Raw genomic sequence first — 20,770 nt, forward strand, 5'->3', positions numbered from 1 at the left:
TCAGAGCGAAATAGTGCTGGCCGTGAGAGTACCGAATCCGACCGCTACGAGCGCGCCGAGAAGATTGATCATCGCGTTGGCGACCGCTTTCCGGCGCTTCCCGCGTTCGTACAGTCGAACCGTCTCGAACGCAAAGCTTGAAAACGTCGTGAACGCGCCACAAAATCCGGTTCCGACCAGCGCGAACAGAGTCGGGTCGCTCGTCAGTCCAGCAGTCAACGCGCCGAGAACGAAGCTTCCGAGGACGTTCACCGCGAAGGTTCCGTGACCCTCACCGGATAATCTCTGCCCGACGAAGTGACGACTCAACGCGCCAAACATTCCGCCGACGCCGACGAGAACAGCGGGGTTCACGAGACGACACCCCCGACGACCCGGCGGCCAAGAAGCACGGCCAGAAATCCGAGGACGTAGTTCGCGCCGACGTTGAGAACGGCGAACATCGGCGACAGCCCCGTGGTTTGCACCGCGAACGTGCTGTAAGTCGTGAACGACGAGAGAAAGCCGGTGCCGACGACCAGTCGGGTTTCGGGAGAGAGCCTATCCGCCAGATGCGCTTCGTACAGCAACACACCGAGCGCGAAACTCCCGACAACGTTGACGACGAGCGTCCCCCACGGAAATCCGCCGGGAAGCGCGTCGCTCACCGCGTACCGCAGGAGTGCGCCGACGAAGCCACCGACTGCGATGAGGAAAACTGGTTCGAGACGCTTCAGCGCGCGTGATTGTTGTACCGACATCGGAGAACCGCTTTCCAGCGAGAGACTTCCGGTCGATTTTCGACGACAGGTCGGAAATCGCGGCCCATCGCTCGTGTTCGACTGCAATCGACAGCGTCCCCTATCTTTTTCGAAGTTCGGTCGCAGGCGAATTCGGTTCACTCTCGCCAGAACAGGCACCGCTCGCGCTCGGACTGCCGCCGCCGTGTTCGACCTGCCGTTTTCGAATCCGAACCGCGTGAACGCTTTCGGTCGCATCGTCCACGACGACCGCGGAACCGGGGGTTTCCGGCATTCTATCGGCAAACGACCCTTGCATGTAGGCCGGACGGGCATGTGCGAGCGCATCCCGGTCGTTGCGCGAGGTCAACCGATGGGCTACGAGCAAGTCGGATTGGGAAACCGCAACCTCGGGTAGCACGGCAGGTCGCTGTGTCGCCGCGACAAAACTCACGCCGGGACGCCGTCCTCTGGTGATGATGGTTCTGAGCGCAGGGTTAGCGACGCCGCCGAAGAAGGCATGTGCTTCGTCCACCACCAACCACGGCAGTTTGCGAACCGACTCGACAATACGGGCGCGGTACAAATCCTCCGCAACCGCCCGAACGACGGCGTTCATCGCCGATTCGTCGTAGCCCGAACAGTCGAGGACGATGCCGGATGTCGGTTCGACACAGTCCGCCGCAGTAATGCCATCCGGTGAAAAGATGTCCCACGACTCCGCAAGTGCAAGGTGGTTTCGCGCCGCACGGCGAGTCGCCCGGTTCGCATCGGCCTCGGCAACAAAATCCTTCATTTCCGTCAGCGCTTTGGATTCGGTTGCCGCCCGCCACACCAGCGACCCAGTCGGACGTTCGTGGTCGAGGGAAAGCAAATCGCACCACGCCCGCGGCGGGAGTGCGTTGGCGGAGACGCGTGGCGTGGAAATCACCTCGAACCCCGAAATTTTCGCAAACGTGGTGAACGCGCCCATCGGGTCGGCGACGACCGGCGCGACTCCATCTGCTTCCCCGAGTTCTTCGACCAGCACGCCGAGCGTGTACGATTTTCCGTAGCCTCGCTTTCCGACCACCAGCGCGACGTGCGGACTATCGAGGTCGATTCGCACTGACGCACCCGCACTGCCATCTCTGGCGCGGTAGTGTCCGAGGTGTCCTGAAATTCCGTCGTCGCCAGTTCGTCCCAAAACCTCCGTCATGGCGGGAACTGGTTCCGGCTTTTCGGATAAACTCTCGGACGAAGGTTTATATCTCAAACCGAAACCAGACCGCCTCATGTCCATACGTCAGCGATTTCGCTCCGACAATCGTGCAATCGAAGGGCTTCCGATTCGACTGGTCATCGCGCTCGTCGTCGGCGTCGCCAGTCTCTCAGTCATGATGAACATGCTGTCCGGACTCAACGGCTTGGCCGTGAGCGAACTCGATGCGAAACCCGAACCCGAAGTCATCGAACCGGGACAGCAGGCGGTCGAAATCGCCGTCATCGACGCGGATGGAAACCCCGTGGCGGACGCAACCGTCGTGGTGAAAAGCGATTCGGCGAGACTGGAGAACATCGAAACCGCCACGACGGAAAGCGATGGTCGAGCGCATCTCTCGATACATCCCAGTCTCGGGGCGAATCAGGACGACGGAACGCTCGATATCGACATCAAACCACCTGCCGGAAGCGAATTTGCCGACAAGCGCGAAAACACTCGAATACTGGTCGTCAGCGATTGAGGGAAACAGAAACCAGCCTAGCTGTAGCCGTCCCAATCTATCCACTCGTGTTCCCATCCGCGCCGGGTTTGAGCGTGGCGCTCTGCAAATTCACGGTCTTCGCGGTTGGTTCGGTTGCGCTCAAGAGTATCGGACTGTTCGCCTTCCACGAGAAGCGGCGCGAAGGCGGTTTTCCCGAACTCACCGACGGTTTCGGGAGTGCCGGAATCCGAATCGGAAGGTTCGACGGCGGTGAGTCGCTGGATGCCGCTTCCAAGTGGAATGACCAGTCTGCCGTCATCGGCGAGTTGCGAAACGAGCGTTCGCGGTGGTTCGATAGCCGCCGCCTCTACGAGGATTCGGTCGAACGGCGCGTACTCCGGTAAGCCATCGGCACCGTCGCCGCAATCGACGAAGACGCCGCCGTAGCCCGCAGTTTCGAGGTTTTCTCGGGCTTCGTAGACGATAGTTCGCGTAATGTCGATTGCGTGGACGTTGCATTCGCCGACGATTTCCGCCAACACTGCGGACGTGTAGCCCGCACCTGCACCGACGACGAGAACTGAATCGTCTTCCCGCACGTCGAGCGCTTCGAGAAGTCTGGCGACGATGCTCGGCGCGAGGATTCGCGTCCCGCGGTGGTCGAACGACTTGTCTGCGTACGCGCCTTGCTCGGCGTCAATCGGCACGAACTCGTGGCGGGGTACAGTTCGAAGCGCCAGACCGACGTTGTCACTCCGCACCAACCCCTTCATTTCGTGTTCCAAACTGGCGACCATATCGTCGCGCAGTACCGCCGGTTCCATACACCGCGTTGGGTTCGGACGTGCTTCAATTGCGCGGCCTGTGCCCGACGATTGCTTGCTGATTCGTGCCCGGAACGTCGCGGATTTCGAAGGTTACGAACCCCGCATCCGCGAACCAGTCTTCGAACTGGTTCGCGGTGTAGGTGTCGCCGTTATCGGTTTGGGCGAGCATGTGCGCACCCATTAGTGCGGCCTCTTCCGCGCGCCCTCGAAGTTGGTCGATGAAAACCGCGACTCCGCCGGGTTCCAGTGCTCCGAAAGCGTTCTGGAGGAGATTCCGGTTTTCTTCCGGCCCGAGCGCGTGGGCAACCCGCGAGCAGAACGCGAGGTCGAATCCCGTCGGGAGTGCGTCTGTTACGTCGCCGGAAACCAGTTCGATGGGTTCGTGTTCGAGAAATCTACTGTCGATGTCGATAACGTCGGACTGGTCGATTAGCGTCACCTCGAATCCCCGCCGGGCGAACTCCTTGGCGAAGATTCCGGGGCCGCCGCCCACGTCGAGAACCCGGTTTGCGTCGGGATATTCGTGCACAGCCTCGGTGACGCACGACCGAACCGTGGTTTCGTCTACGGTTGCCATCGCGCCCATGAAATTTTGCGTCCAATTCTCCGGCGTTTCGGGCGGTGAGCCGGTTCGCATCGTTTCCGGCAGTTCGACCCACCGAGAGAGACAGTCCATCTGGTGCGGAACGCTCCCAATCGAGCGAACGCCGGTTTTCGCAAAGAGGCCGAGCGCGCGGTTTGTCGCCTCGTACTTCTCGCCCAATCGTTCGAGAAAGCCCATCTCGACCATCGCTTCGAGCGTGATTCTCGCGGCGCGCTCGGTGATGTCGGTTTCCTCGGCAATTTCCTCAACTGTCCCTGCGTCGAACATGACCGTCTCGATGATGTCCGTCTCGCGGGCCGCCCACAACAGACAGAGTTCGCGGTAGTCCATATCGACTGCTCGTGTGGGAGCTAAAAAACTACTCTCCCTGCATCGGAATGAACCGGACGAAGCCGTGCGATTCGCGGGCGAGTGAGCCATTGTCTTGCTTTTCCGCGAGGACGAGTACCTGCGGGTCGTCTCCGAGCGGTGCGAGGAGACGACCGCCGGGACGAACTTGCTCGACGGGAGAAGACGGGAAATTCGATGCGGCGCAAGTCAGATAGACGGCGTCGTAGGGCGCGTGTTCGGGCCAACCGTCGTGTCCGTCGCCGACGCGAATCGAGATGTCATCGTAGTCGAATCGGTCGGAGTGTGAAAGCCGTCGAAATCGGTTGCGTGTCGCCTGCGCCAGCGATTCATGATATTCGACGCTGAAGACGTTTTCCGAACCGACGATTTCGGCGGTCACGGCGGCGTGATAGCCACACCCGGTTCCAATTTCGAGGACTCGGTCACCGGGCGACAGGTTTAGCAAATCGGTCATAACCGCGACCATGTGCGGCGCGCTGATGGTCTGGTTTTCTCCAATCGGAAGCGGCCGGTCGTCGTAGGCCTCCCGCTGTCGGTGTTGGGGAACGAACTCGTGACGGGGAGTAGAATGAAGTGCCGAAAGCGTCGTCTCCTGCTGGATTCTGTCGCGGTCGGCGAGTTGGGCGACGAGCACTTCTCGTTCGTCTTCGAACCCGCCGTTACCGCGGTCGGACACGTTACCACGCCGACCAAGCGGTCGAACTCTCGTCCTCGGCGTAGATGCGCTTTACGTCCTTTGCGATGACCGTGTCGCCGTCGAAATCCAGTCGGTCGTGATTGTAGCCGCTCGCGTCGTCCGTGACGAGGATGCCGTCGATGGTGAACTCCTCGTTCGCCAACTCCTCGGTCTCGCCGACGACGAACTCGTAGTCGCCCGGAATGTTCACCTTGACCCCGCGGGAGTTGTCTCGGCGACCGTCGTTCGGATGAATCGTCACGTTGACAGAGACGTTGTCCACTGCGCGCGTCCAGATGGTTTCGACATCCTCCGCCACCGAGTCCTCGACGCGGCGGTTTTTGTCCTGTTCGAGGCTCGTGATTCTGACCACGAAGATGGCCTCGTCGGTTTCGAGGACGAACTCCTCGCCAACCGCCAGCGTTTCTTCGACCGGCACGTCGGCCTTCGCGGAGAACGACTCGCCCTCTTGGGAGACGATAACGTCGATTTCCTCGGTCTGTACGCGTTCGATTTTCGTCTTGTGGACGTGACTGCACTCGGTACAACGAACCGTCGCTTGGCCACCCGGTTTGAGGACCTCGTGGACGGTTTCGGCGTTGGGGGAACAGGATGGGCAAACCACTGCCACACGTTCCGCTGTTTCGCTCATGTTCCGGTGTAGGGACTCAGGCCCTAAAAGTGCGTGGAGTTCGGGGAACGATTGGGAGGGCACTACTTGTGGAACGTCTCTTCGTAGACGACGCCACTGCCATCTTTGACATGCTTAGCGATGATTTTCGACGGGAGGTTCGACTCGAAGTCCACGGAGACTGTGTACGGAACGATTGCGATTTCTAGCATGCAAATGTCTTGGTGGGTGTAATCGTCGAAGACGACAACTGTGAGCGTGTCCGCTGATTCGTCGTAGCGAAGCGATTTGAGTTTCGTCTCCTTGCACGACCGACTGCCGCTTTTGACCCGCCCGAGTACACCAACCTGCTTTCCGACCGTATCAAATTCGACTTCAGCGCGGTGGGCGAACCGCTCGTCGGGGTCGTAGCTCCCGTCACCAAATCGGTCGTGGGCGTCAACCAGTTCGAATCGGTGTCCGGTTATCGGCGGTTCAGTCCGGACAGAGAACTCCTTCTTACGGCGATAATCGAGTCGCTGAGCGACGGCGGCCGTTCCGCCGACGAGCGGAACGGCGAGTCCTGCGAGGAGGACACGACGATTCATACCAACTATTCGTCTGTCGTGAATTAATGCTTTTGCGGTGAGTAAAACGACTACTGCGGCTTTCGAGTCGAGTGTTCGTCCTGTCGAGTTTGACCGCCGAACTTACCCTTCGAAATACAGATGGTAATGGTTCGCACAGCCCGGATTGAACTCCGCACCACACTCGGGACACCGAGATTCACAGCCCAGATATTCGGCAATCGTCAGTTCGGAACCGCAAACTCCGCACAGCACCGCCTCCGCATCGCGCTGATTTTCCGGCCACGTCTCTCGCGGATGGTTGGCCACTTCGTCGTGACACCGAAAACAGGGATAATAGTCGTTACAGCACGGAAACCGAATCGCAATCACGTCTCGTTCCGTGTCGTAATGGGAGCATCGTGTCTCTTCGTCTACTTCGACGCCGTGAACTTCGGTTCCGTAGATAGTCGGCATCTGTTGACCGATTTTAGGGCCGCGGCAGTTCGACTTCTTCACCGTCTGCGTACACTGTCGGGTCACGAATGATGCCGTCGAGATGGAGCGGAGCGTCCGTGTCGCCGCCGATTCCCGCGTCGTCGCCGATTGCGATGTGAACCGTACCGCCAGCCTTCTCGTCCAGCAGGACGGAACCGACGAGTTCCGTGACCGCGACGTTCGTCCCGATACCGAGTTCGGCGAGGTTGTAGGCGTCCTGCCCGACTTCCTCCGCGGCGGTTTCGACCTGCGAGCGAATTTCGTCGTCGCTGATTTCGGTGACGTAGCCGTCTTCGACCTCAAATTCGAGCGTCTGGCCGTCTTCGAGTAATCCGTGCGGGCGCATCGTACCGTCCACGACGTAGTGGCCGTTCACGTTCTCGGGGCTGACGAACACCTCGCCAGCGGGGAGGTTGGTGAAGTCGCCGGGGTCGTGACAGAGGCCGGTGTCGTCGTACCATTCGCGGTCGCCGGGTTCGAAGGTAATGTCGGTTCCCATGTCGGTCGTGACGCGGATTTCCTGCGCGCCTTCGACCTGCGCGAGCACGTCCTGACAGTGTTGGTCGATGGTTTCGTAGTCGGCCGAAAGGCCCGTAACCATGACTTCTTCCGTGATTCCGGGGAGGGTTGCCGCTCGCGTGCCCGCCTCGTTTGCCTTGCCGCGTGCGCGAGTGTGGCTGAGGCTTTTCGTGGTGGGGGCGAGGAACACGTCCGCGCCAGCCATCGCGGCGGCGACGGGTTCCGGTGGTTCCTCGCCGTGCTGATTGCCGACCGGGTAGCGCACGATGACGACATCGTCCGTGATTTCGCTGGCCGCGTCGTACAGCGCCTTGCCGATGTCCCACCGCTTGTCGTCGGTGATGACTGCACAGCTTTCGTCCGACTGGAGGGCCATACACTGCTCCACGGCCGTCTTCGCCGCGTCGTCCAAACTCATGTGCTGAGGATTGCCTTCCAAGGTGGTTAGATGTTCCCTTTCTTTCCGTTCTATCTTACTCGCGTGTGAGTTAGATTCCGAGACGAATGGCTCGAAACGGTTTTAATGGCGGGCGTTGGACCTGCGGATGTACATGCTACAGGTCGGCATCAACGGGTACGGGACTATCGGGAAACGAGTCGCTGACGCTGTCCGGGCGCAACCGGATATGGAGGTCGTGGGGGTCGCAAAAACCCGACCCAACTTCGAAGCCGAGGGAGCCGTCGAAAACGGCTATTCGCTCTACGCCGCAATCGAGGAGCGCGCGGAACTGTTCGACGAAGCAGGAATCGAACTGGCCGGTATGGTCGAAGAGATGGTCGAAAAGGCCGATGTGGTCGTTGACGCCTGCCCGTCCGGCATCGGCGCGGACAACAAATCGCTGTACGAAGAGTACGACACGCCCGCACTCTATCAGGGTGGCGAGGACGCGGACGTTGCCGACGTGAGTTTCAACGCGCGCGCCAACTACGAGGAAGCCGTGGACGCACAGCACGTCCGCGTCGTTTCGTGCAATACGACCGGACTATCGCGTCTCATTGCGCCACTCCGTGAGGAGTACGGCGTCGAGAAGGTTCGTGCAACGCTCGTCCGACGTGGTGGCGACCCGGCCCAGACCGGTCGCGGCCCAATCAACGACATCGTGCCGAATCCGGTGAAACTGCCGTCGCACCACGGCCCGGACGTGAAAACCATCTTCCCCGACTTGTCAATCGACACGCTCGGACTGAAGGTTCCGGCGACGCTGATGCACATGCACAGCGTCAACGTCTCGCTCGAATCCGAACCGGATGCGGAGGAAGTTCGTAAACTGCTCGAAAGTCAGTCGCGCATCTTCGTCGTTCCGGAGCGAATGGACATCGACGGCGCTGGCAAACTCAAAGAGTACGCCATGGACAGAGGGCGGCCGCGGGCCGACCTCTGGGAGAACTGCCTCTGGGGCGAGTCGGTGTCGATGGAAGGCAACGACCTCTACCTCTTCCAAGCGATTCATCAAGAGAGCGACGTGGTTCCCGAAAACGTCGATGCAATTCGCGCCGTCACGAACAGCGCGGACGCCCGCGAGAGCATCCAGACGACGAACGACGCGCTTGAAATCGGGTTCTAACCGGGCATCCGAGCGGATCTTCTCGGATTCCGTTTTCTCATTTTGTTTATCGCGCAATTCGCCGGTTCGACAACCGTTCTGGCTACAGAACTACTGCGAAGACCAACCGCATTCAAGACCGGTATTCGCCAATTTCCAGCATGTGAGACGGTAACATGAGTCGTTCGTATGTTTCGTTACGGTTCCGCATCCGTCAATTCGGTCGTTCGAAAGGGGAGACAATGCGCTCGTTTCGGTAGTCCTATCTGCACTTATTCGAGTGCGTACCACCGATTTTCTGTATTACTCCCGATTAGGGCGAAATTCGGTCGTTCGTGAAACGAGCGAACGGACTCAACGGTGGTGGCCATTCATTTACACATCGGGCGATGGCGTGAGATGGGTGGGGCGAACAGCACGGTTCGCCGGATACAAGTCCGGAGGTTCGCTTTCGGAACTGACGGCATCCGTGCACGTTCGACATGCAGTCTCTCCCGCCCGGAGAGAAAACAATGAAAAAAGCACTTCGCATCACGATTGCGCTGGCCGTTGTGGCAAGCCTGTTCGCTGTCGGGTTCACGGGCATGGCCGCGGCAGACGACGAACAGAAACAGAGCAGTTGGCAGTACGCGGACTCCGACGTTGACCAGAAGCAGTACGTGAACCAGCAGAACTTCAACAAGCAGGACGACAACTACGCCATCGCTGTGAAAGGTAACGCAGAAGCGACTCAGGCGAACAAGCAGGCCAACATCAACGTCCAGTACGCTGACTCCGAAGCCGAGAACGAGAACAAGCAGTTCCAGTGGTGGGACTAACTTCCTTGTCACGGTACTGAACTAACCAAACACCAACCGACGCGGTTTCATTTTTCAGACGCCGAATCGAAGTTCGTCCAGCACGTTCGATAGCGGCGCGTTCGCGGGGGCGTCCAAAACCTTTTGCCCGGGAGGGGCTTACTGTTCTGCATGCGACGAGACGACCGCGACGACCCCTTCGACGACCTCTTCCGCGAAATCGAACGCATGATGAACGATATGATGGGCGGAAACGTCGATATGCAGGTCGATACTGGTACACCCGCCGGATTTGGGGCTGACACCCACGTCGATATTCACGAGGACGACGAACACGTTCGCGTCATCGCAGACCTCCCCGGCGTCGAAAAAGAGGACATCAACCTCAAATGCGACGGCGAGACGATGACCATCAGCGCCGTCAGCGACCACCGCGAATACGACGAACGAATCTCGCTTCCAGCGCGCGTTGACGAACGCTCCGCGAAAGCGACGTACAACAACGGCGTCCTCGAAGTAACACTCGAAAAGACCGACGAATCGGCGAACATCAGCGTCGAGTAATTGGAAAACGGTTACCGGCGAGTCGTCCGGACGAGTTCGGCGAGGCGGTCGTAAAATCCGTCCTCGTACTTCGTCTCCGCGTCGATGGTCGGACGGGCGTTCGTCTCGTTCACGACGATTCGGTCGCCTGTGTCGAGTAAATCGACGCCGCAGAACGAAATATCGAGCGCTTCCGCTGTTTTCTCCGCGATTTCTCTGTGTTCTTCCGGCAGGGAGATTCCGCGCGCTTCCGCGCCGCGATGGACGTTGTGTTTCCAGCGACCCTCGGCCAGCGCATCGTTCGGCAGTCGGCGCTCGACTGCGCCGACGTACTCGCCATCGACAACCATCGCGCGGTAGTCGGTTGCACCCTGAAGATACTCCTGTACGAGAAACGATTTGTCCCCGGTCGCGCGGTAGTCGTGGACGAGGTTCAGATAGTCCACGACGCCGAGGAAGGAATCTATGTCATCCACTTTTGCGATGCCAGTTCCTCGCGTCGTCGAGTTGGGTTTGATGACCACCGGGGGGTCGAACCGCGCAAAGATTTCCCGGCGGTCGCTCTCTTCGACCGGGTTCGACACCATCGCGGTCTTCGGAACTGGAATCCCCGCTTTTCCGAGTCGGACGATGACCCCGGCTTTGTTCCGCGACGTGAGCACTGCTTCGCGTCCGTTAACCCACGGAACCGAGAGCAGGGCATCGACCACGCCGCCCTCCATCATTCGGGAAGGATAGACGAATCCCACATCGAACTCGTCCGGCGTCCACGGCGGGTCGGCGAGGTCGAATGTCCGCGCCTCGTTCGGGACGTGGTGTGCGTTGATTCCTCGTTCTTCGAGTGGGTCACGCATTCGTTCGAACGTCTGTTTTCGGTACGCAACCGCCAAGTTCAGCATTCGAGTGAGAATTTCGAGTTAAGCGTGAAAAAGACTGTTCTCGTTTTTCGATGTGGATTCGGAGTGGTTGAAAACTGATTGGAAGAGTAGAAAGCTATTGAGGTGGTTTCCGAGATGGAGCTAGCTGTTGCCGACTCCAATGAAACCGCAACCGCCCACACGCCTCCCCAACCGATTCCCTCACTCGCTGTCGCTCGTTCACTCATCCCTCGCGCGAACTCGGGCAGACCTTCGGACGTAAAGTCCTCAGCCCTGCCGACGCACGCGCCAGAGCGGATGTGAAAATTCTCGAAAATCGAATTTGCCATGTGGCGCGCGCTGGTGGGACTTCGAGGACATCACGTCCGAGAAGTCCCATCGAAGTCGCGAGCGCGGTGGCGGTGCGGTCATTTGTTGTCGTGACTACCTAGCGCTATTATTAAGAACACACTTCATCACAGGATAACGACTACATCCCAATCGAAACGAAAAATCAAATCTGTCGCTTAAACCCGTCGCTGACGACGAAACCAGCACGTCGAAAAAGTGGTCGAGGGGGTCAGTTTAGCTGATAAGCTCTTTCTCACCGCGCTCGACGACGATTCGGCACGGCGGGGAAACCTTGTTGTACGCACGGCGGAAGGCGTCCTTGACGGCGTCTGCGTCCTCGACTTCACACCATGCGGTGAAGAGGCGCTCGCCGTTCTGGATTCGCGCCGCGGTGCCGACTGGTTTTCCGAACGCCTGTCGCATTCCGTCGGAAACGCGGTCTGCACCCGCACCGGTCGCCTGCTTGTTCTCGCGCAGGACGTGGTGTGGGAACTTGCGCAGAATCATCTTGTAGCCGGTTTCGCCGATGTTCTTCAGCAGATAGCGGTTTGCCGAGAGACGGGAGGCCTCCAGCGCGCCGTGGCGAATCTGGCACTCCTCTTCGAGGACGAGGGAGATTTGGACGGGGTAGCTGTCCTCGTCTTCTCCAACGTCGCCCATCTTGTGCTGTGCAATCTTCGAACCCGGGATACCCGTGATGTATTCGCGTCGCGTGTACGGGGGCTTTCGAATCTCCCGGTACATTGAGGCAGGTTTGTCGGACATAGTTACTACTGAAGTCTGATGGTCAGGCCGTGAATAAACCCTTCGAAGCGAGTTCGACGCTCACTGGACGAAATCCCGAACGAACCGGTCGGGAACGTAGCCCAACATCGACGCTGGAATCCGCCCGACCAGCCATTCCGCCGCGACCACCATTTGCTTTCGGAGCAGAGCGTACACGCCCGAAACGAGCACGAAGAGGATGACGAGGGTTTGAATCGTCCCGTCGTAGAGGACGAGACTCGGGAGCGCGACGAAGAAACCCAACGCGAAATCCTCGGGCGCGCCGTCGTACCGAATCCAGCGACGGGGCGGAATCCACCGGCCGCGGAAGTGGTCGTACACCGCACGCTCGGATTCACCGAGCCACGGTTTCAGCTCCAGTCCGCCGCCGAAGGCGTCCGAGACGGAGTGAACTGCCGCGGAGAGAAGGAAGACGGCGACTGCGACAGTCCATGTTGTCGAAACGAATATCGCAATCACGAGTGCTGCTGCTCCAGCGACCGAAAAATACACCGGAAAGTGGAGCGTTTTTCGGTGGCCCGAGTAGAGGTCGAAGTCAGGGAAGAGCCCGCCGAAAAGTCCCGCGAAGACCGCAACCGGAGCGGACTCCGGCGCGATCAGCAGGGTGACGCTTCCGAGAAGCACGCCGACAAGGGCGTGCGTCGTTGCCATCATCGTGCCCCCGGTAGGCGAGGTTCACGTAAACACCTATCGGGGAAATCCGCTTTCGTCACTCCCGCGAATAATCCCAGCCGGTCACGTCGCTCGGCAGGATTTCCCCGTTGATGTGCCACTCTCGCGGACGATACGCGACGACGAGGATACCGACGTAGAACGCGACGACAGTGGCGAGAACGACGCCGCCGGGCATCCACGCGATTGCGGCAGTGCGAGGCCACTGCCCACCCGAAGCGTAGGCCGTCAGGTGGAACACCCACGCCGCGAGTAGCACCAAAAAGAGTGGCGCGTACACGCGTCGGAGACGGTGCGCGAGCGCCTCCTCCAGCGAGACCTTCATCTTCGGTATACGGTAATCCTCGCTCAACTTCTGTCGCCAGTCTTCGTCCACGACGCCCGCCGAATCGTCGAGTCCCAAGGCAAACACGTTCTGCTGAAGCATCCGAACCCGGGAGCGCCAGATATCGTAGGCGCGATACCGACGCGCCTCGATGAGCAGGAAGATGCTGACCGTGACGATGGCGAGCAACACGATGTAATGTGGATTGCTCCGATTCGAAAACGCCCACGTGAGGATGGCCGCCATCAGCGTAATCGCCCAGTTGCTCGTTCTGTCGAGCCGCTCCCGCCAGAACTTCATGCGATGAATCTCACCACGATAGAGATGGGCCAACGCCGAACTCGGACCCATGTTCGTTTCGAGCAATCCTGCACCAACCTCCGGGTCGCACATTTCCGGTGATTCAGGGTTTTTCTGGTCGCTCATAGCAATCTCGGGGATTCGCGCCCCGTGTTCATAGTAGTAGTATTGTTCTGTATAGTCAAAACCGTGGCGATTCGATGAACAGGTTCAATCGAAGACTCTCGACGGTTTGTTATCGCATCAGACTGAACCCGTGTAACAACTGGTATACAGGTAAAACTGATGGCGGTCGCACCGCTCTCCGTCATTGCTCACTGAAGAAAATGTGGTACTATTCGATAAACAGCAGTAACCGATTTACAGGCGCGTGACGTTCGTCGCGCGCGGTCCTTTTGGTGCCTGTTCGATGTCGAATTCGATTTCCGTTCCCTCTTCGAGGTCTTCGCCGCCAACGTCTTCCATGTGGAAGAAAACGTCCTCGTCCGCGTCCTCAGTCGAGATGAAACCGTAGCCGCCAGTGTCGTTGAAGAAATCAACTTTGCCTTTCGCCATTGCTTTTGGATAAACTGGTGCCTCACGGATAATACTTCCGAGACAGGTTATACCATGGACGATGATCCATGGAACTCTCACCAGGCGGAATATTTCAGAATACCGTGCCACGCAAGCGATACGCAGTACGCATCGCTACTCGGGGTAGAAAATATTCGACAGTAAAATCTTGATACGCTGTCGTCCGCGTTAGCGGACACGTATTCCGAAAATTACAGGCGCGTAACGTTCGTCGCGCGTGGTCCTTTTGGTGCCTGTTCGATGTCGAATTCGATTTCCGTTCCCTCTTCGAGGTCCTCGCCGCCAACGTCTTCCATGTGGAAGAAAACGTCGTCGTCCGCGTCCTCAGTCGAAATGAAACCGTAGCCGCCTGTGTCGTTGAAGAAATCAACGTTACCTTTTGCCATTGCTTCTGAACAGAATGCCTTGTACCGGATAAGGCTTGGGAAATCGTTGTCCTCGTTTCGAATTCAGTTGATGATTTTTCGAAATCATCCCATATTCTATACGGACGGCCGCTATTTTGGATTTCAATACGGTTCGTCATCGAATCGGTCGATAATTCGGCTCGGAACTACTGTCATCGACAGTTCCATTTTGGTACATCGGGGTGAAGAGTTCAAGAAAGCAGTCAGTCGTCGGAAGCGGAGACACCCGGTCGAAACTTCCGACTGATTGCCTTCCATCTCCCGGTCGAGAACCGATGGTAATTGATGGCCGCTGGCACCGTCGTCTCCGCTACGAACGACAGATACAGTCCCATAAGGCCGAGCGACGTCGTGGCACCGAGGTAGGCGACGGGAATCGCACAGCCGAACATTCCGATTATCTGGCTGTAAAACGGCCAGCGAGTGTCACCACTCGCATCGAGCGGCCCCGCAGCAGCACCTTTGACACCCTGTGCCATGACAGCGGCGCAGGCCGCGTAGACGAGCGCCACAGTGTGTGGCACCACCGACGGGTCTGCCGAATCGCCCACGAACGAGACGGCGATGGGTTCGGCGAACGCGAAGACGATGACCGCCGCGACGGCGTAGGTAGCCACCGCAAACAGAATCACGTCCCGTGCGTACTCCTCCGCGTCGAGTTCGTTGCCCGCGCCGAGTTCTTGTCCCACGAGGCTACTCGACGCCAGTCCGAATCCCCAACCGGGCGTGTTCATCAAGCCCCAGATACGTCGGCTGATGACGTATGCGGCAACGACGTTTTGGCCGAACAGCGCGACGATGGCCAACATCGGGAACTTGGCGACGGTCCACACCATGTTGCGCCCGACGACCGGCAGACCGATGTGAACCAACTGCCGAATCGTGTCGCCATCGACGTACTTGGCGGCAGGATTCACCTGCACCGGCAGTTCGCCAGCAATCGGAAGTCGGCCAGCGACCAGCCCCAGAGCGAACGCCGCGGTGACGACCACGTTCGCCAGCACGGTACCCCACGCCGCGCCAGCGACACCCCAGCCGAGGGGAAAGACGAGCAGGCCACTCAAGACGATGTTCGAAATCGCACCGCCCGAACGAACCAGCATCGGCGTCCACGAATCGTCCATGCCGATGTAGATGCGACTGCCGATGAGGTTGAGTCCCGCAAACGGCACGCCGATGGCGAGAATTTGCAAGTACGTTGCCCCCATCTCGACTGTCGTTTCGTTGCCAGTCATCAACGAGATGAGTTCCGTCGGAAACAGCCAGAAGAGGCAGGCAACCGGGAGCGTCACCGCGAGGACGAGCGCGGCACTCGACCGAATCGCCTGCCCGAGTTCGTCGAACGCCCCCGCGCCGTAGCGTTGTGAAACAAGCGCAATCGTCCCCCCGGCGAATCCGCCCCCGAGAGAAAACGCGATACCCCAGTACGGGGAGGCGAATCCGACGCCCGCAATCGCCGCCGGGCCGACGGCGATTCCGACAAATGCCACGTCCACCGCATTTTTCGACATCCGAGCAAGTCCTGTGACGATGCGCGGCCACGCCAAATCCGTCGTTCTGCGGACGCGTTTGGGGTTAACGAGGCCTGCGCGAGCGAGCGCGAGGCCGATTGCGAGGATGGTTAGCCGGACGGGGTTCGGGAAACGGGGCACGACTCTGTGGTATTTCGAATCGAAAGTAAAGTTCTTTTCATATCCGGTAAAGGAGGGTGGTGTTTCCGCGAGAGACAGGGGGTCGTTTGCCAGTTGCGGGCCGGTCAATCTGAGAGCGAGAGCTTCATGAAGTTCCAATTTTCTCGAATCGTTGGCGGTGCTTGCGTTCCGTCGTATGGTTCCGTAAACTCGAATCCGAGGTCACGGTACAATGACTGTGCCTTCTCGTGAAATGGCGATACGCCCAATCGGAGTGTTTCGTACCCGTCTGCGTCCGCTTCTCTGCGCATCGCTTCCATGAGTTTTCGGCCGAGTCCTTCGCCTCTGTAGGCTGGTTTCACGTACAGTCGCTTCACCTCGGCAGTCGTTTCGTCTAGTTGCTTTAGCTGCACCGAGCCCGCGATTTCGTCGTCGAGAAACGCGAGGAAGAGCGGTTCCGTGATAGTCGCCGATTCGAGTCTGTTAAGGTCACCCGTTACGATTTCCTCGACGCTCGCACCGAAATCGTCGTCATCGAACCATTCTTGCCCTTGTTCGTTGGCTCTGGTGAAATATTCTCGAAGGAGGTTGCGAAGTTCGGTTTCGTGTCCGTGAATTTCTGTCCGGACGATGGAGGTGGTAAAATCCATGAGCTACGTATTTCTGTCTAGTAGTCAGTGTATCAAACCGTTTTTGCTCGCTCTCTCCGATATCCTATCTGATGACAGTGGACGCGGTCATCCTCCTCGAAAAAGCCAGATATGCGATACTGGCATTGATTTTTGTGAGGAATAGCGTGCCCGATTTCAACCCACGGGTACGAGCACAATTCTGACTTGTGAGCGAAACGAGCCACGTCAAAATTACAGAAATGCCGCCTCCCGGATTTGAACAACGTCCGAGAACCTACTCTTCGCGCAGAACCTCGGTCTAATTAAAATTCGCTCGGATTCCATATCTGTTGCTCACGATGTTGTTCGCAACAGAAATGCCGCCTCCCGGATTTGAACCTCGCCAAGACGTTCCGGGATGCTCGCTCCGCTGCGCTTCCGGGCTGCGACTTGTCTGATTCAAATCGCAGTCGGGTCGCAGATTCACGGCTGACGGCTCACTCGCTACGCTCGTTCGTGTTGTCAGCCGTAGAATCATGCCGCCTCCCGGATTTGAACCGGGGACAGCTCGATCTTCAGTCGAGTGCTCTCCCAGTCTGAGCTAAGGCGGCGCGTTTGGACGGAGGGGGATGGGACAAAAAAGGATTTCGAAATGCGCCGGAGGGCGGCCGGAAGGCGAAACCACGGCGACAGCGTTCCAAACTGCGGTCGAAAGCCATTTATGCCGTATCATGTCAGTAGTACGCATGGGAGAACGCGCCTGCTATTTGGAGTTCTGTCCTGCGTGCGACGCGCAGGTGACGATGGTGGACGAGGAGTGTCCCGACTGCGGAACGTCGCTGGTTGAAAATTGATGTTCTAACTGCTTGTTCCGCTCGAGACGCCACGGATTGATTATGCTACTTTTTATCATCGTCGCTGTTGACTCCGTGTTTTGGGGGAGCAATGAACGATACAGAGTTCGCCAGCCACGAATGGTGGGAAAACTACAAGGAGACGGTGAATAGCGACCCGGAGATGCAAGTCCGGGGTCACGACAAATTCAGCGACAACTTCTACGTCGAAATCGGTGAGGAGCGGTTCCTCATCCAAATGCAGAACGGAACCGTACAAGAGATACTGCCGAATCCGGCGTTGAACAACCGGTGGTCGTTCGGCGTCGAAGGCGACCGCGAGGCGTGGGAGGAGTTCGTTCAAGAGACGCCGCCTGCGTTCAACCACGAAATCGTTGCATCACACTATCGAAGTGCAGTCAGAAACGAAGACGGCCATCTGATGATGCGAGGAGATAACAAAAAAATATTCCAAAACCTGCGACCGTTCCAGCGCGCGCTCGATTTGATGCGCGTGGCGAACAACAACGGAGGGAGCTAACATGGCAGAACAAGGAACCATCGAACCGATTACGGGCAAGTACGTCCACGTCGAAATCGGCGGGGTAGACCACCGAATCTACTTCGAGGAGAACGGCCCGGAGGACGGAACGCCGATTCTCTGTCAGCACACTGCTGGCAACAACTGTCAGGAGTGGCGGCACCTCCTCACCGACGAGGAGATAACCGAGGACTATCGCGTCATCGCACACGACCTCCCGTATCACGGGAAGTCGGTTCCGCCGACCAGTCAGTCGTGGTGGGAGGAAGATTACAAGATGACGGGCAAACAGTTCACCGAGACGCTCGTCGCACTTGCCGACGCGCTCGAACTCGAAGACCCGATTTACATGGGGTCGTCGATGGGCGGCAACATCACGCTCGAACTGGCCGACTGGTATCCAGACCGGTTCCAAGCCCTCATCGGGTTGGAGTGTGGCGCGCACAGTCCGGGCTTTTACATCGACTGGTTAGACCACCCGGAAGTCAACACGACCGAGGTGAACGCCTACTCCTGTTGGGGTCTGATGGCACCGCAGAGTCCGGAAGAAACCCGCCGAGAGACGATGTATCTGTACGAACAGGGCGCAAATGGCGTGTTCAAGGGCGACCTGTACTACTACTCGGTTGACCACGACTACCGGGACAAACTCGACCAAGTGAAGGCCGACGAATGTCCGCTGTACATCGTCAACGGCGAGTACGACTACCTTACCACGCCCGAAGACGGCAAAGAGACGGCGGAAGGTGTCGGCGACGGAGCGGTTGCAGTCGAGATGGCCCAAATCGGCCACTTCCCGATGAGCGAGCATCCCGAACTGTTCAACGCCTACCTGAAAGAGATTCTCGGGGACATTACGGGCGACCGAGAGGGTGACCTCCCGAGCGTTCTCACGCCCGATGATGTCGGAATCGAACTCCATCCACCCGCCCCAGCGCGGGAAAAATCGGCGGAGTAATCGACGACGCACCACGAAATATTTCTTTCATCAAAAATCTATCACCGACGCGGTAAGCGGTGAATACCGCGAGCGGGGGAAAGCTTATACCTACACGGTTCTGCACTCCCGATATACCCAATGGTGCAAGAAAACACCGAAGAATGGGGCGATTGTTTGGAACGCGAAATCGACGGCGGCGTCGAGTTCTACGACCCCGAAAACGATGAAGCCTGGATTTGGTCCGATGCCGGTATCGAACTCTCGTGGGAAGCGTAACATCCTCCGAACCCAGAAGGCGAGGGTTTAGCCTTGCATTTTCCAGAAGCGTTCGTCGCACTGGAACGCCGACAGCAGTCATGAACTACGTATTCTCAGGAGAGATAACGGATTCGAGATGGGGTGAGCAACAACTGGTTTTGTGGATTTGTGGAGTGGCGTTGATTAGAAAATCCAAGCGGAGAGATGCCGAGGGCTCGGAGCCTCAACTACTCTTTTAACTCGTCGTCGGGGAAAACAGTAAAGCGACCTGTATTTTGACGTTCTACGCAATCATTTATCGAATCCATACAAGAAATTATTTATCCAGTCAGTTGAGTGGAAGGTAATAACGGCAGTACACTCATCGACGCATTCAGTGCGAATTGCTCGAACTGACACACCCTGTTCTCATTCCAATGCACGTACTTAGCTCGAAACGAGAAACGCTTGAGTCATCTACGTTCATCGTTCCGGCATTCGTTCTGCTCGGCGTTCTCGAAACGATGAACCGGTACATGCGGATTCAAGCCGGCGCGCAGCAACCCCACGTTGACGTGCGGTGTTGTTGGCGTCCGCTCGCGGAGGCGGTACTCGCCGGAAAACCCATTTACGTGCGGCCAGCGGTGGACAACAAACCACCGCTGTTCGAACTGCTCAATATCGCTGTCGCCGCAACTGGGCAGTATCTGCTCGTATTTTTCGTCTTAGTCGGGTTCGCAAACGCCGCCATCGCAATCCTTCTCTGGCGAATCTGCGCACAGCGCGATGCCTCCCGCGTCGGGATGGTGGCAGGACTGTTGTTCCTGACGAGCGTCCCCGCCGCCGGTGGAACCGTCGTGAACGTCCGTTCGTTCGCAATTGCGGGCATCCTCCTCTCACTCTCGGTTCACCATCCAGTGGCACGCGGCGCGACTATCGCGGCCGCGGGACTCTTCTCTCAACACGCAGTGTTCGCCATTCCGGCGCTGGCCTACGACCGTCTCCGAAAACTCGACCGCGATTCGGGCATCAGATGGCTGGCGTCGTTCAGCATCGCCGGAATCGGCGTCGTCGCCGTCACGTTCGCGCTCGTGTACGCAGTGTGGGGGCAGGCCTCGTTCAACGGCGCGATTTACTGGTCGTTCGGGGCCGCGGAGAAGTACACGACGAATCCGGTCGTTCCATCACTCATCGGCGACACGAGTCGCTGGATGAACGCGCTCTACCGCGAAGCTCTCAAGCATCTCGTCCTCATCGTCCCCGCGACGATTGTTGCCCAGTTGGCACTCTCCACACGAGACGCCGAACGTCCTGCCCTTTCGACGAATGCGCCTATACTAACAACCGCACTCCTTGCGCTCTCAATGACAGCACCACTGTTCGTGCGCGCCTATCGAGCGTACTGGCTCTATCCGCTTCCGTTTCTCGCCCTGCTCGCTTCCGTGGGGTATCAGGAGTTCTTCAAGGTCGCGAAGGAGTGAATAGGGAAGCGAGCAGGTGACTCGCTCCGCTCGTCACCTTGCATCGCGCAGAATTTCATGGGTTCGGGTGGATTCGAACCACGCCAAGACGTTTCGGGTCGCTCACTACGTTCGCTCCCGGGGGTGCGACTTGTCTGGTTCAATCGCCCTCGGAACAGTTTTGTGACTCACGAAGAAGTTCGTCGCAAAACAGTGGGTTCGGGCGGATTCGAACCACGTCCAGACGTACTCACTTCGTTCCGTGCGTCTGGCCTACCTCGAACCGCCCGAACGCTTCCTTTTC

26 protein-coding genes and 1 tRNA gene are annotated in these 20,770 nt (G+C 58.4%); 8 read left to right on the plus strand and 19 right to left on the minus strand.

The genetic code is table 11. The annotated features are described in order from the left end of the window. The 3 genes from crcB (HL45_RS13910) to HL45_RS13920 form a co-directional block, all read right to left on the minus strand. Positions 1–354: a fluoride efflux transporter CrcB gene (gene crcB / locus HL45_RS13910; RefSeq protein WP_084156935.1), complete on the minus strand. Its 354-nt coding sequence runs from the start codon at positions 352–354 to the stop codon at positions 1–3. Beyond that, entirely contained in the window at positions 351–740 is a 390-nt protein-coding gene (gene crcB, locus HL45_RS13915) for a fluoride efflux transporter CrcB (RefSeq protein ID WP_049972051.1), read from the minus strand. Before crcB (HL45_RS13915) ends, crcB (HL45_RS13910) begins: the two co-directional genes overlap by 4 nt. 100 nt (positions 741–840) lie before the next feature. Continuing rightward, the gene (locus tag HL45_RS13920) at positions 841–1,917 is read right to left on the minus strand and encodes an ATP-binding protein (RefSeq protein WP_049971665.1); all 1,077 of its coding nucleotides are present in this window, start codon (positions 1,915–1,917) and stop codon (positions 841–843) included. A 76-nt stretch (positions 1,918–1,993) separates the two neighbouring features. On the opposite strand from HL45_RS13920, the gene HL45_RS13925 reads away from it, so the two are divergent. Next, the gene (locus HL45_RS13925) at positions 1,994–2,443 is read left to right on the plus strand and encodes an Ig-like domain-containing protein (protein ID WP_049972052.1); all 450 of its coding nucleotides are present in this window, start codon (positions 1,994–1,996) and stop codon (positions 2,441–2,443) included. Between the two features lie 17 nt (positions 2,444–2,460). On the opposite strand, the gene HL45_RS13930 is transcribed toward HL45_RS13925, so the two are convergent. The 7 genes from HL45_RS13930 to HL45_RS13960 all read right to left on the minus strand — a co-directional run bounded on the left by HL45_RS13930 (position 2,461) and on the right by HL45_RS13960 (position 7,473). After that, positions 2,461–3,228 carry a protein-L-isoaspartate O-methyltransferase family protein gene (locus tag HL45_RS13930; protein ID WP_049971666.1) on the minus strand — a complete coding sequence of 256 codons (768 nt, stop codon included), beginning with the start codon at positions 3,226–3,228 and terminating at the stop codon, positions 2,461–2,463. 25 nt (positions 3,229–3,253) lie between these two features. Then, entirely contained in the window at positions 3,254–4,165 is a 912-nt protein-coding gene (locus tag HL45_RS13935) for a class I SAM-dependent methyltransferase (protein WP_049971667.1), read from the minus strand. Between the two features lie 28 nt (positions 4,166–4,193). Further along, positions 4,194–4,862, minus strand: coding sequence for a protein-L-isoaspartate(D-aspartate) O-methyltransferase (locus tag HL45_RS13940; protein WP_049971668.1), 669 nt, complete (start codon positions 4,860–4,862; stop codon positions 4,194–4,196). 1 nt (position 4,863) lies between these two features. Continuing rightward, complete coding sequence (locus HL45_RS13945; RefSeq protein ID WP_049971669.1) at positions 4,864–5,514, minus strand: HVO_0476 family zinc finger protein; 651 nt, start codon at positions 5,512–5,514, stop codon at positions 4,864–4,866. A 62-nt stretch (positions 5,515–5,576) separates the two neighbouring features. Next, positions 5,577–6,080 carry a hypothetical protein gene (locus HL45_RS13950; protein WP_049971670.1) on the minus strand — a complete coding sequence of 168 codons (504 nt, stop codon included), beginning with the start codon at positions 6,078–6,080 and terminating at the stop codon, positions 5,577–5,579. A 102-nt stretch (positions 6,081–6,182) separates the two neighbouring features. Continuing rightward, positions 6,183–6,515, minus strand: coding sequence for a CHY zinc finger protein (locus HL45_RS13955; RefSeq protein WP_049971671.1), 333 nt, complete (start codon positions 6,513–6,515; stop codon positions 6,183–6,185). 13 nt (positions 6,516–6,528) lie between these two features. After that, positions 6,529–7,473: an aminopeptidase gene (locus HL45_RS13960; RefSeq protein WP_049971672.1), complete on the minus strand. Its 945-nt coding sequence runs from the start codon at positions 7,471–7,473 to the stop codon at positions 6,529–6,531. 133 nt (positions 7,474–7,606) lie between these two features. Between HL45_RS13960 and HL45_RS13965 the strand changes: the two genes are divergently transcribed. The 3 genes from HL45_RS13965 to HL45_RS13975 all read left to right on the plus strand — a co-directional run bounded on the left by HL45_RS13965 (position 7,607) and on the right by HL45_RS13975 (position 9,960). After that, complete coding sequence (locus tag HL45_RS13965) at positions 7,607–8,620, plus strand: type II glyceraldehyde-3-phosphate dehydrogenase (protein WP_049972053.1); 1,014 nt, start codon at positions 7,607–7,609, stop codon at positions 8,618–8,620. A 491-nt stretch (positions 8,621–9,111) separates the two neighbouring features. Continuing rightward, positions 9,112–9,417 (plus strand): hypothetical protein, encoded by a 306-nt coding sequence (locus HL45_RS13970; RefSeq protein ID WP_049971673.1) that lies wholly within the window; start codon positions 9,112–9,114, stop codon positions 9,415–9,417. Between the two features lie 150 nt (positions 9,418–9,567). Further along, complete coding sequence (locus HL45_RS13975) at positions 9,568–9,960, plus strand: Hsp20/alpha crystallin family protein (RefSeq protein WP_049971674.1); 393 nt, start codon at positions 9,568–9,570, stop codon at positions 9,958–9,960. Between the two features lie 11 nt (positions 9,961–9,971). Here the strand turns inward: HL45_RS13975 and HL45_RS13980 are convergent, their stop codons facing one another. The 9 genes from HL45_RS13980 to HL45_RS14020 all read right to left on the minus strand — a co-directional run bounded on the left by HL45_RS13980 (position 9,972) and on the right by HL45_RS14020 (position 17,066). Continuing rightward, entirely contained in the window at positions 9,972–10,838 is an 867-nt protein-coding gene (locus tag HL45_RS13980) for an ATP-grasp domain-containing protein (protein ID WP_049971675.1), read from the minus strand. A gap of 543 nt (positions 10,839–11,381) precedes the next feature. Next, on the minus strand, positions 11,382–11,912 hold the full coding sequence (locus HL45_RS13985; RefSeq protein WP_049971676.1) for a 50S ribosomal protein L16: 531 nt from the start codon (positions 11,910–11,912) through the stop codon (positions 11,382–11,384). A 60-nt stretch (positions 11,913–11,972) separates the two neighbouring features. Continuing rightward, positions 11,973–12,587, minus strand: a complete 615-nt coding sequence (locus tag HL45_RS13990; RefSeq protein ID WP_211250856.1) for a metal-dependent hydrolase — start codon at positions 12,585–12,587, stop codon at positions 11,973–11,975. Positions 12,588–12,642: 55 nt separating this feature from the next. Next, positions 12,643–13,356 (minus strand): DUF2270 domain-containing protein, encoded by a 714-nt coding sequence (locus tag HL45_RS13995; protein WP_049971677.1) that lies wholly within the window; start codon positions 13,354–13,356, stop codon positions 12,643–12,645. A gap of 234 nt (positions 13,357–13,590) precedes the next feature. Then, positions 13,591–13,785, minus strand: a complete 195-nt coding sequence (locus HL45_RS14000) for a cold-shock protein (protein ID WP_049971678.1) — start codon at positions 13,783–13,785, stop codon at positions 13,591–13,593. A 212-nt stretch (positions 13,786–13,997) separates the two neighbouring features. Then, a complete protein-coding gene (locus HL45_RS14005) occupies positions 13,998–14,192 on the minus strand; it encodes a cold-shock protein (RefSeq protein WP_049971680.1) in 195 nt (64 codons plus the stop codon). 224 nt (positions 14,193–14,416) lie between these two features. Beyond that, a complete protein-coding gene (locus HL45_RS14010; protein ID WP_049971681.1) occupies positions 14,417–15,865 on the minus strand; it encodes an MATE family efflux transporter in 1,449 nt (482 codons plus the stop codon). A 104-nt stretch (positions 15,866–15,969) separates the two neighbouring features. Further along, positions 15,970–16,494, minus strand: a complete 525-nt coding sequence (locus HL45_RS14015; protein ID WP_049971682.1) for a GNAT family N-acetyltransferase — start codon at positions 16,492–16,494, stop codon at positions 15,970–15,972. Positions 16,495–16,992: 498 nt separating this feature from the next. Further along, a tRNA-Phe gene (locus tag HL45_RS14020) sits at positions 16,993–17,066 on the minus strand. A 334-nt stretch (positions 17,067–17,400) separates the two neighbouring features. Between HL45_RS14020 and HL45_RS14025 the strand changes: the two genes are divergently transcribed. From HL45_RS14025 to HL45_RS14035, 4 genes are all read left to right on the plus strand, one after another. Further along, on the plus strand, positions 17,401–17,829 hold the full coding sequence (locus tag HL45_RS14025; protein WP_049971683.1) for a hypothetical protein: 429 nt from the start codon (positions 17,401–17,403) through the stop codon (positions 17,827–17,829). Between the two features lies 1 nt (position 17,830). After that, on the plus strand, positions 17,831–18,787 hold the full coding sequence (locus HL45_RS14030; protein ID WP_049971684.1) for an alpha/beta fold hydrolase: 957 nt from the start codon (positions 17,831–17,833) through the stop codon (positions 18,785–18,787). Positions 18,788–18,907: 120 nt separating this feature from the next. Further along, the gene (locus HL45_RS20890) at positions 18,908–19,045 is read left to right on the plus strand and encodes a DUF7331 family protein (protein WP_158413703.1); all 138 of its coding nucleotides are present in this window, start codon (positions 18,908–18,910) and stop codon (positions 19,043–19,045) included. 398 nt (positions 19,046–19,443) lie between these two features. Further along, a complete protein-coding gene (locus tag HL45_RS14035) occupies positions 19,444–20,487 on the plus strand; it encodes a hypothetical protein (protein WP_233274781.1) in 1,044 nt (347 codons plus the stop codon). Positions 20,488–20,770: the final 283 nt, after the last annotated feature.

Origin of the sequence: Haladaptatus cibarius D43, assembly GCF_000710615.1 — an archaeon.
GTDB lineage: Archaea > Halobacteriota > Halobacteria > Halobacteriales > Haladaptataceae > Haladaptatus > Haladaptatus cibarius.